Below are 11,258 nucleotides of genomic sequence, written 5' to 3'. Positions count from 1 at the left end.
ATGAAGACTTTTTTGTGGAAAGGTTTATGCCTGTCCCTTTTACTTTTCTCCTGCTCGAAGAACAACGCCGACTGGAAAACGCAAGCTCAGAATCCTGAATTTTTGCACCGGTCTGTCAAGCAGGTAACCGACATTATCGTACACGACATTTTCTCGCCGCCGGTAGCATCGCGCATCTACACCTACATGAGCGTGGCCGGCTATGAAGCGGCCATTCACCAGGATAAAAAATACGTCAGCTTTGCAGGCCAGTTGCATGGCCTCACGGAAGTGCCGCAACCCCAAGCCGGCCAGGAATATTGTTTCCCTCTGGCGTCGGTGCAAGCCATGCTGAAAGTGGGACGGGCCCTGGTCTTTTCGGAAGATAAAATGGATGTGTTCTACAATCACGTCATGCAGGAGTTCAGAGACACCGGCATGCCCGACGACGTGTTCGAGCGCTCCCTTGCCTATGGCACCGAAGTGGCCGAGCACATCATCAAATGGTCGTCGAAAGACAACTACAAACAAAGCCGGTCGTTCCCCAAATACTCCATCCAGGACGACCCCGGCACGTGGAAACCCACACCACCGGCCTACATGGATGCCGTGGAGCCCCACTGGAGCAAGATCAGGACCTTTGCGATAGATTCCGCATCGCAATTCAGACCCAGTTCACACACGATATTCTCGATCGATAAGAAAAGCCAGTTCTATAAGGAAGCCATGGAAGTCCACGACATGGGCGTGAACCTCACCCCGGAGCAACGGCAGATCGCATCCTTTTGGGATTGCAACCCCTTTGTCATGAATGTGAAAGGACACGTGATGTTTGCTACCAAAAAGATCTCTCCCGGCGGCCATTGGATGAACATCACCCACGTGGCATGCCTGGGTGCCAAAGCAGACTTCCCGCGGTCGGCCGAGGCCTATGCGCGGGTGGCCATCTCGTTGGTGGACGGGTTTATTTCTTGCTGGGATGAAAAATACAGAAGCACGCTCGTGCGTCCCGAGACCTACATCAATCAATATATCGACGAGGAATGGGTGCCCCTGTTGCAAACACCGCCATTCCCGGAGCATACCAGTGGCCATAGCGTGATTTCCGGCGCATCGGCCGTTGCGCTCACCAAATTGTTTGGCGACAACTTTGCCTTCACCGATTCCACGGAAGTTGAATTCGGTCTGTCCGTACGCAGCTTCAAGTCGTTTGAAGCGGCCTGTAGCGAGGCCGCGATCAGCCGTATGTATGGCGGCATCCACTATCGCCCCGCCTGCGAAAACGGACTGAAGCAAGGCCACCAGGTAGGCGAATTCATCGCGCAAAAAATAAAAACGCGCAAGGAAGACGTCGCCCAAAACCATTAGCAACCTCTTAAAGATTTCTTAACACTACCCCCTTCCAACCTTCCAAAACATTCCGGTGTCTAATAAAAAAACAACACCGGAACACCATGAAACTCCTCCGCATTTCCCTCTTAGCCCTTGCTGCCCTCACCTTCGGCGCATGCCACGATAACGACGATAAACACGGGAGAGACCTGCTCTCGGCCTCAGATGCCTATTTCAGTTTTGGAAGCTTCTACGGCATGTGCCAGGGAGAAAATTGCGTTGCATTTTTTCTGGTTCGCAATGGCAAGCTCTATGAAGATAAAAAAGACCAATATCCCAAGAACGGCACCCCGCATGAGGGAGATTATGAAGCCTTGAGTGATGAAAAATATCAATTGGTAAAAGACCTCGTCAATAAAATTCCCCAGGAACTTCTCTCCGAATCATCGACTACCATCGGCTGTCCGGATTGCGCCGACGGTGGGGGTACTTACATCGAAATAAATTCAGCGGACGGCAAACGATTCTGGTACATCGACAACAATAACCGCGAAACACCGGAATATCTCCACGACTTTATCGAAGAAGTCAACGAAAAGATCAACCAGTTGCGGTAGCTCGAAAGCGCCTCCTTCAATTCAAAACATTTTTTTTGTCGCGCGGAATGCCGCGTTACCATGGGTCATCTCTGGAAGTCGCTACCAAGATTTCGAGGACGTATTATCTTCGTAACACCCTGACGGACAAATCTGTCACGCTCCATTTTTGTGCGCCTTCACGTTCCACGCGAGCGAACACGCATTTTGCTTTGATATTTTAATGCGAAATCATACTCCGCAGCAGCGGTTCGCACCGCAACGCCTTCAGGAAATTAATAAAACCACTTCCTGAAAAATCCTGCCTCATTCCTTATCTTCGTCAACTTAAAAACCAAAGCATTCTCTTCTATGAACGGATCAGAAATGCTGCGTACCATGACTGAACCAAACCTATTCTTATGAGTGTTTACCTCGCCGAATTTTTTGGCACCATGATCCTTATTCTGCTCGGCGAAGGCGCTGTGGCAGGAGCTGTTTTGAAGGGAACGAAATCCGAGAACGACGGATGGCTCACCATCGTCGTGGCCTGGGGTCTGGCGGTGACGTTGGCCGTCTATGCCGTGGGCCGCATCAGCAATGCCCATCTCAATCCAGCCATCACGCTGGCCCTGTTTCTCATGGCCGACTTTCCAAAAGAACAAGTGGCTGGCTACATCATTGCGCAGTTTGCCGGAGCCTTTGTAGGTGCTATTTTGGTATGGCTGGCGTACTTACCACATTGGGGCCGGACCGATAGCGCCGCCAAGAAGCTTGCCGTGTTCTGCACCGCCCCGGCCATACGCTCCACACCCGCCAACCTGTTGAGCGAGATCATCGCCACCTTCGTGTTGGTGCTGGCCATTCTTTTCATCGGCGCCAACGAGTTTGCCGATGGGCTCAATCCGTTGATCGTGGGCAGCGTCATCATCTCCATTGGTCTTAGTTTAGGAGGGACCACGGGTTTTGCCATCAACCCTGCCCGCGACCTCGCGCCACGGCTGGTGCACTTCATATTGCCCATCCCAGGCAAAGGCTCGTCCGATTGGTCCTACAGTTGGATCCCCGTCATCGGACCGATCATTGGGGGCATCCTGGGGGCGTGGTGCTTCAAAGCATTGTTTGTTATTTAACACCTTTCTTCATGAAATACATCATTGCGCTCGATCAGGGAACGACCAGTTCGCGGGCCGTGCTCTTCGACGAACGGGCCGATATCAAAGGCATTGTACAAATGGAATTCCGCCAGATCTTCCCACAACCGGGCTGGGTAGAGCACGATCCAGGCGAGATCCTGAACACGCAACGGCTGGTGCTGGAGAAACTTGTCCAAAAGCATAGCCTCGATCCCCGCGACATTGCGGCCATCGGCATCACCAACCAACGCGAAACCACCTTGTTGTGGGACCGCCATACAGGCGAACCGTTGTACAACGCCATTGTCTGGCAGGACAAGCGCACGGCGCCAATCTGCGAAGAACTAAAAAAGAAGGGTCTCGATAGCCACGTACGGCACCACACCGGTCTGGTGATCGATTCTTACTTCTCCGCCACAAAGATCAAATGGATCCTCGATACCGTGCCCGGCGCCCGCGAGCGCGCCCGCAAAGGCGATGTGGCTTTCGGGACGGTAGATACCTGGCTGCTCTGGAATCTCACCAACCGCAAAGTGCACGCCACGGACTACTCCAACGCCTCGCGTACCATGCTGTTCGACATCAACACGCTGACGTGGGATAAAACCCTGCTGGCAGAACTCGACATTCCCGAAGCCATTCTCCCGGAAGTGAAACCATCGTCGTTCCATTTTGGAAACTGGAGTTACCAGGGTGTGGACATTCCGCTGGCGGGTGTTGCCGGCGACCAGCAGGCGGCGTTGTTTGGCCAAGCGTGCTTTGAGCCGGCCATGGCCAAGAACACCTACGGCACGGGTTGCTTCATGCTGATGAACACCGGCACCAACATCCAGCTCTCCAAGAACGGGCTCATCACCACGATCGCCTGGGGTCTGGGTGGCAAAGTTGAATACGCGCTGGAAGGTAGCGTGTTCATCGCCGGTGCTGCCGTGCAGTGGTTGCGCGACAGCCTTCACCTGATCGACCAAAGTAAAGACACAGAATATTTTGCCACGAAGGCGTTGGGCTCCAACGAGGTGTATGTTGTTCCCGCCTTCGCGGGATTGGGAGCGCCCTATTGGGACATGTATGCCCGTGGCGCCATCTTCGGGCTCACCCGCGATACGGGTAAGGATCATATCATCAAGGCCACCCTGGAGTCGATGGCCTACCAGACCAAGGACATCCTGAACGCCATGGAGGAAGACGCTGGCATGGCCCTGGCCAGCCTGAAAGTGGACGGCGGGGCCTGTGCCAACAACGTGCTCATGCAGTTCCAGGCCGACATCCTGGGCACGCCTGTGGAACGGCCGGAGATCATTGAGTCCACGGCGCTGGGCGCGGCATATCTGGCCGGAATCGAGGTGGGGCTATGGAAAAAGGAAAGCATTGTGTCCAACCGCAAGATCCAAAAGCGTTTCGAACCCGCGATGGATCAGGCTACACGCGCCAAACTGTACAAAGGCTGGCGCAAGGCCGTAGAGCGCACAAAAGGCTGGGAAGATTAAGGCTTAAAAACAAAATTCATTCATGACCCCTTTCTCATATCACGACCGGCCTGTCCTCATCAAACAACTTACGGGCAATCCATTCGACATCGTCATCATCGGCGGAGGCATCACGGGCGCTGGCATTGCCCTGGATGCGGCTTCTCGCGGGTTGAAGGCTGCGTTGGTGGAGAAGGTGGATTTTGCCTATGGCACCAGCAGCCGTTCAACCAAACTCATCCACGGCGGGTTGCGCTACCTGAAGCAACTCGAATTTGGGTTGGTGAAGGAGGTAGGCAGCGAGCGGGCTGTGGTACACAACCTGGCACCGCACCTCGTGGTGCCGGAGAAAATGCTGCTGCCCTTGTCGGAAAAAAAAGGGTTGGGCTATTGGCTCACATCCATCGGCTTGAAGGTATATGACCTGTTGGCCGGTGTGAAAGCCGAAGACCGGCGCAAAATGCTCACGAAGGCCCAAACTCTGCGCTACGAACCCCTGCTGAAGAAAGATGACATCAAAGGCGGGGCGATCTATGCCGAATACAGAACCGACGATGCGCGTCTCACCATGGAGATCATCAAAACGGCGGTCAACCATGGGGCGGTGATCTTGAACTATGCCCGCGTGATGGATTTTATCTATACCGATGACCAGGTGTCGGGGGTGAGGGTGAAGGATGGATTGTCGGGAGAAACATTTTCTATACAGGCCAAAACGGTGGTCAGCGCTGCGGGGCCGTGGGTTGATGAGTTGCGGGAGATCAACAAATCCAAAACCGGAAAACGCTTGCACCTGACCAAGGGCGTCCACATTGTGCTGCCCCATGACAAGTTGCCCGTGAAGCAAGCCATCTATTTCGACGTGGACGACGGCCGGATGATCTTTGCCATTCCACGGGGGCGAATCACCTACGTGGGAACGACCGACACCAACTACGACGGCGACAAAGACCACGTGACGGCCACCCCGGAGGATGCCACCTATCTGGTCCAGGGGGTGAACGCCACCTTCCCATCGGTAGGCCTATCGGTCGCCGATATCGAATCCAGTTGGGCTGGGTTGAGGCCATTGATCCATGAGGATGGAAAGTCGGCCTCCGAGCTCTCGCGGAAAGACGAGATCTTCGAGTCGCCGACGGGCCTGATCTCTATAGCAGGGGGTAAACTTACCGGCTACCGGAAAATGGCCGAGCGGGTGGTGAACCTGGTCATCAAAAATAATTTCGAAGATCGAAAGCTCAAGCCATGTCAGACCCAGACGCTCCGCTTGTCGGAACACAGTTTTTCGGGCGTGCGGCAGGTGCGCGATTTTGTGCGCGACCTGCAGCGCAAACTTGCCCCGCATAAATTACCACCCCACACGGCGGCCTACCTGGTGGAGAATTACGGCCAGCAGGCCGATACGATCTTCAAGCGCTTCGAGAGCCAGGCGACCAGCCAGGCGGCTGACCTGGCCTTGTTGAAGGCGGAATTGTGGCACTGCCTTCATTTCGAGATGGTGTGCACCTTGAGCGACTTCCTCATCCGCCGCACGGGCCTCACGTATTTCGACCTCGGCCGTGTGCTCCAATGGAAAGAAACCATCGCCCGCGAATGCCAGGTCTATTTCAAATGGGACGACATCCTCCTGGCGGAACAATTGGATCAACTCGACGAATTCATCGCGTCGCTGAAAAGCTTTCACTAACCCCAAACACGACGAAAACCTCATCTTAAATTTAAGATCTGCCCGGCGATAGTTTTTCCGATTAGACTCTTAAATTACGGGGGAATAACGATTGTAATCGGGGTTGCATGACAAAGACCAGCACGCGCATTGGAGATGAAAACAGTCTCTGGGGAATAGATATGGGAGGCACCAAGATCGAAGGTGTCATTTTGAAATCAGCGAAAGATCCGGAGGTGCTCTACCGCGACCGGGTGCCCACGGAATCCGACAAGGGTTATGAACACATGCTGGGCCAGGCCAAGAAACTGATCGACAAAATGAAGACCGAAGCCAACTTCACGCCCGCCCGCATCGGCTTTGGCACCCCGGGCACCCTCGATCCCAAACGGGGGGTGATGAAGAATTGCAACACCACGGCCATGAACGGCCGCCCCATGAAAACCGACCTCGAAAAGCTGCTGGGCCTCCCCATAGAAATGGCCAACGACGCCGATTGCTTTGCCCTGGCCGAAGCCCGCTATGGGGTGGTGAAAGAACAATTTCCCGACGCGCGCGTAGTCTTCGGGGTGATCATGGGCACCGGCGTCGGCGGCGGCATTGTCATCGACGGCAGACCCATTATCGGCCTGCAGGGCATCGCCGGCGAATGGGGCCACAACTTCCTGGACGAATCGGGTGGGCCGTGCTACTGCGGCAAGACCGGCTGCGTGGAGAAAGTGATTGCGGGACCCGCGCTCGAAAAATATTATTTCGACGAAACCGGTAACAAAAAGCCCCTCAAAGACATTGTGGCCCTGGCAGAATCGAAAGTGGACCCCACCGCACAAAAGACCATGTTGCGGCTGGTAGAATTTTATGGAAAAGCACTTAGCGTGATCGTGAACATACTCGACCCCGACGTGATCGTTATCGGCGGGGGAGTGGGCAACATCGATCTGCTGTATGACCGGGGGTTGGATGCACTCCGGAAATATGTGTTCAACAATGCGCTCGACACGCCGGTAGTCCGCCCGTTGCTGGGCGACAGTGCGGGGGTGATCGGAGCGGCTTTCCTGGTGAGTTAACTACTTGACAATATGAAACGAATCGCCGTGCTTGGCCCCATACCCCGCGATCACATCGTGACGCACCAGGGCGACCTTATCCAGAAGTGGGGGTGCGTCACGCATCCCGTCATCGCCCTTTCAACGTTGGCCGGCGACAAGATCGAGATCATCCCCGTGTGTCACGTGCGCCAGGTGGACCTCGATAACGTGAAGGAAGTTTTCGGAGGTTATGAAGGTATCAATACGAAGCACCTCACCACCAAAAACGACCAGGGCGATATCATCAGCCTGAAGTTCATCGATATGAACAACCGCATCGAGCGGCAAACGGGCTTTATGGACCCCATCGTTCCGGCCGACGTGAAGAACCTGCTCAACTGCAAGGTGTTTGTGTTCATCCCCATCAGCGACTACGAGATCTCGCTCGACACCTTGAAATACCTGAAAGAGAATAGCAAAGGCACGATCATCTTCGACGCGCATGGCCCTACCACAGCCTGTCTGTTCAACGGCGAGCGTCAGCGCAAATTCTGGATCGATCGCGACCATTGGCTGCCCTATATCGACGTGTTGAAAATGAATCTCGAGGAAGCGCATGCGTCCTGGTTCAGAAAAGAATACGAGACCAGCGATTATTATATCGAAAGTGATGAAGTGAATCGCGAAGAACTTGGAAAGTTCGCCGCCCACTGCCTGAACATGGGCGTGAAGTGCGTCTACATCACGGTTGATTCGCGCGGCTGTCTGACCTACTACAAAGAGAAAGGAAAGATCGTAGAGCAAATGGTGCCTGCCGTGCCCGTAGACAACGTCGTGGACACCACGGGCTGTGGCGACTCTTTTGCCGGCGGCGTTGGGTTTGGGTTGCTCCAAAAGCCCAACGACTATGTGGGCGCGGCCCGCTATGGCAACGCGCTCGGGGCCTTGCGCACACAGGGGAAAACGTTTGCCGTATTTAAGTCGCTGGAAGACACCAATAAACTCATCCAGGAAACGTACTTTTAGACCTCGTTTTCGCACTCATTCCCACACCCATTCGATTCATTTTTAACTGACCCTTTTGATTTTGACGAAGGCTTGCATTTTTGACCTCGATGGTGTCATCGTAGACACCGCACACTATCACTTCCTGGCTTGGAAACGCCTTGCCGACGAACTCGGCATCCGGTTTACGGTGGAAGACAACGAACGGCTGAAGGGCGTCAGCCGGATGCAGTCCATGGAGATCTTGCTGGGCCTGGGCAACGTGGCCTTGAGCCAACACGATAAAGAAACGCTGGCGAATAAAAAGAACACCTGGTTCGTGGATTATGTGGAGCGCATGATGCCCGAAGAAATTTATCCCGGCGTGAAAGCGCTGCTCGAACAACTTCGCAAGCAGGGCATTAAAACCGGGCTGGCGTCGAGCAGTAAAAATGCGAAGACCGTGATACAACGCCTGCACATCGAGTCATACTTCGATGTGGTGGTGGATGGAACGATGGTCGTTCATTCGAAACCCGACCCCGAGATCTTTTTGCTGGCCGCCAGCAAACTCGGTGTGGACTCAAAAGATTGCGTGGTGTTCGAAGATGCCGAGGCCGGCGTGGAAGCGGCCCTGGCGGCGGGCATGAAGTGTGTGGGCGTGGGATCGCCCGTGCAGTTGGGGAAAGCCCAGCGTGTGATCGAGAAAACGGGGCAGTTCAAACCTGCGGAATTGGAACAACTTTAAGAGGAACGCAGAGCATCCTCGGTAAAACATATTGTAAGACATAATATCGGCTTAGCTATGAAGGAGTATCTCAAGCATCACGAATGGCAAATCATTGAAGAAGGTCTCGATCCGCATTACAATAAAATATCGGAAAGTGTTTTCAGCCTGGGCAACGGCCACATGGGCCAGCGCGCCAATTTTGAAGAAGACTACTCCGGCGAAACGCTGCGCGGAAGCTACGTGGCCGGCGTTTACTACCCAGACAAAACCCGTGTGGGCTGGTGGAAGAACGGTTACCCGGAATACTTCGCCAAAGTATTGAACGCACCCAACTGGATCGGTATCCGCATCACCATCGACAACCAAAAGCTCGACCTCGCCAAGTGCAAAGTGGAAGACTTCCGCCGCGTGCTCGACATGAAGATCGGACTGCTGTCGCGGAGCTTTGCCGCCACGCTTGCCGATGGCAAAAAAGTACGTGTCGAATCCAAACGCTTTTGCAGCATGGCGCACGGGGAGATCGGCGCCATCCGCTATTCCATCACGCCGCTAAATTTTTCAGCTAAGGCCACGCTCTCGATCTATGTGGACGCCGACGTGGTGAACAAAGATTCCAACTACGATGAAAAATTCTGGGAAGAGGTCTACAAAGAGGCCGCCGAAGGAAAGGCCATCGTGACCGCCCAGACCAAGAAAACATTTTTCCATGTGACCACCGGCATGAAGTATGTCGTCCTGGAGGAAGGCAAGAAAGCCGCGTTCGACCGGGTGAACATGGAATTGCGCGAAAAGTATGCAGGCAACGTGATCCAGTTGGATCTGCACGAAGGCAAGGAGATGGTCGTTTACAAATACGCCGCTATTTTGTCTTCCGAAAATCATGCAAAAGACAAAATGGTTGCAGCCTGCGAACAGGTGCTCACCGAGGCCACCACGAAAGGCTTCGATGCCTTGCTGGAAGCCCACAGCAAAGTGTGGGCCCACAAATGGGACGAGTGCGACATCACCATCGAAGGCGACATCGCCGCCCAGCAGGGGATCCGCTTCAATATTTTTCAGCTGACCCAAACCTACACGGGCGAAGACGAGCGCCTCAACATCGGCCCGAAAGGATTTACGGGTGAGAAATATGGCGGAAGCACCTACTGGGACACCGAAGCGTACTGTCTGCCGTTTTATCTCGGCACCGCCGAACAAAAAGTGGCCCGCAACCTGCTCGTCTATCGCCACAAACATCTGCAACGCGCCATCGAGAACGCGGGCAAACTGGGCTTCAACAAAGGGGCTGCACTGTATCCCATGGTGACCATGAACGGGGAGGAGTGCCACAACGAATGGGAGATCACCTTTGAAGAGATCCACCGCAACGGTGCGATAGCGTTTGCCATCTACGACTACATTCGCTACACGGGCGACGACGCTTACCTGGCTGAATATGGCCTCGATGTGCTCATCGGTATCTCGCGTTTCTGGTCGCAGCGCATCACCTGGTCGTCGGACAAGAACAAGTTTGTGATGCTGGGCGTTACCGGCCCCAACGAATACGAGAACAACGTAAACAACAACTGGTACACCAACACCATCGCCACCTGGACGTTGCAATACACGATCGATTCTTTGGCGCAGGTGAAGAAGACACACGGTGAGCGCTACACGGCGATCGCAAAGGCCAACAATTTTGACGAAGGGGAGACCACCCGTTGGAAAGAGATCATCTCCAAGATGCACTATCCGGTCGACGAGCGTCGCGGCGTGTTCCTGCAACAGGACGGCTTCCTTGACAAAGAATTGCTGCGCGTGAGCGACCTGAGACCGGAAGACCGCCCCATCAATCAGAAATGGTCGTGGGATCGCATCCTGCGTTCGTGTTTCATCAAACAAGCCGATGTGCTGCAAGGCATCTTTCTGTTCGAGGAGCGCTACGACATTGAGACCATCCGCAAGAATTTCGATTTCTACGAGCCGATGACCGTGCACGAATCATCGTTGTCGCCCTGCGTACACGTGATCCTTGCCTCACGGCTGGGCTATAAAGAACGCGCCTACGAATTCTATTTGCGCACGTCCCGCCTCGACCTGGACGATTATAACAACGACACCGAAGATGGATGCCACATCACCTCGATGGCCGGCACGTGGATGAGTGTGGTGAAAGGTTTCGGTGGCATGACCGTGAAAGATGGGATGCTTCACTTCAATCCGTTTACGCCGGATCAATGGAAGTCGTATTCGTTCCGGCTGGAATTTAGAGAGCGGGTCATCAAAATAAAGATCTCGAAAGATAACGTGGAAACGATCCTCGAATCCGGGGCGCCGTTGGAGATCTGTCTCCATGGCAAGCCGGTGATGTTGAAGCGTTAGA

9 protein-coding genes are annotated in these 11,258 nt (G+C 54.2%); all 9 read left to right on the top strand.

All coding sequences use genetic code 11. The annotated features are described in order from the left end of the window. The 9 genes from D4L85_RS26135 (at window position 1) to D4L85_RS26095 (ending at window position 11,257) form a co-directional block, all read left to right on the top strand. Window positions 1-1,347: a vanadium-dependent haloperoxidase gene (locus tag D4L85_RS26135; RefSeq protein WP_119757070.1), complete on the top strand. Its 1,347-nt coding sequence runs from the start codon at window positions 1-3 to the stop codon at window positions 1,345-1,347. Window positions 1,348-1,433: 86 nt separating this feature from the next. Beyond that, the gene (locus D4L85_RS26130) at window positions 1,434-1,928 is read left to right on the top strand and encodes a hypothetical protein (protein WP_119757069.1); all 495 of its coding nucleotides are present in this window, start codon (window positions 1,434-1,436) and stop codon (window positions 1,926-1,928) included. A gap of 380 nt (window positions 1,929-2,308) precedes the next feature. Further along, window positions 2,309-3,019, top strand: a complete 711-nt coding sequence (locus tag D4L85_RS26125) for an MIP/aquaporin family protein (protein WP_119757068.1) — start codon at window positions 2,309-2,311, stop codon at window positions 3,017-3,019. Window positions 3,020-3,030: 11 nt separating this feature from the next. Beyond that, window positions 3,031-4,509: a glycerol kinase GlpK gene (gene glpK, locus D4L85_RS26120; RefSeq protein WP_119757067.1), complete on the top strand. Its 1,479-nt coding sequence runs from the start codon at window positions 3,031-3,033 to the stop codon at window positions 4,507-4,509. A 22-nt stretch (window positions 4,510-4,531) separates the two neighbouring features. Next, a complete protein-coding gene (locus tag D4L85_RS26115) occupies window positions 4,532-6,175 on the top strand; it encodes a glycerol-3-phosphate dehydrogenase/oxidase (RefSeq protein ID WP_119757066.1) in 1,644 nt (547 codons plus the stop codon). 107 nt (window positions 6,176-6,282) lie between these two features. Next, complete coding sequence (locus D4L85_RS26110; RefSeq protein WP_119757065.1) at window positions 6,283-7,221, top strand: ROK family protein; 939 nt, start codon at window positions 6,283-6,285, stop codon at window positions 7,219-7,221. Window positions 7,222-7,233: 12 nt separating this feature from the next. After that, window positions 7,234-8,208: a carbohydrate kinase family protein gene (locus tag D4L85_RS26105; protein ID WP_119757064.1), complete on the top strand. Its 975-nt coding sequence runs from the start codon at window positions 7,234-7,236 to the stop codon at window positions 8,206-8,208. Between the two features lie 55 nt (window positions 8,209-8,263). Continuing rightward, a complete protein-coding gene (gene pgmB, locus D4L85_RS26100; protein WP_228450637.1) occupies window positions 8,264-8,914 on the top strand; it encodes a beta-phosphoglucomutase in 651 nt (216 codons plus the stop codon). A 57-nt stretch (window positions 8,915-8,971) separates the two neighbouring features. Next, window positions 8,972-11,257, top strand: coding sequence for a glycoside hydrolase family 65 protein (locus tag D4L85_RS26095; RefSeq protein ID WP_119757063.1), 2,286 nt, complete (start codon window positions 8,972-8,974; stop codon window positions 11,255-11,257). Window position 11,258: the final 1 nt, after the last annotated feature.

The sequence above is a fragment of the Chryseolinea soli genome (assembly GCF_003589925.1).
Lineage (GTDB): Bacteria > Bacteroidota > Bacteroidia > Cytophagales > Cyclobacteriaceae > Chryseolinea > Chryseolinea soli.
The sequence above is the reverse complement of the archived record's forward strand: the minus strand, read 5'-3'. Positions and strand labels throughout refer to the sequence as shown.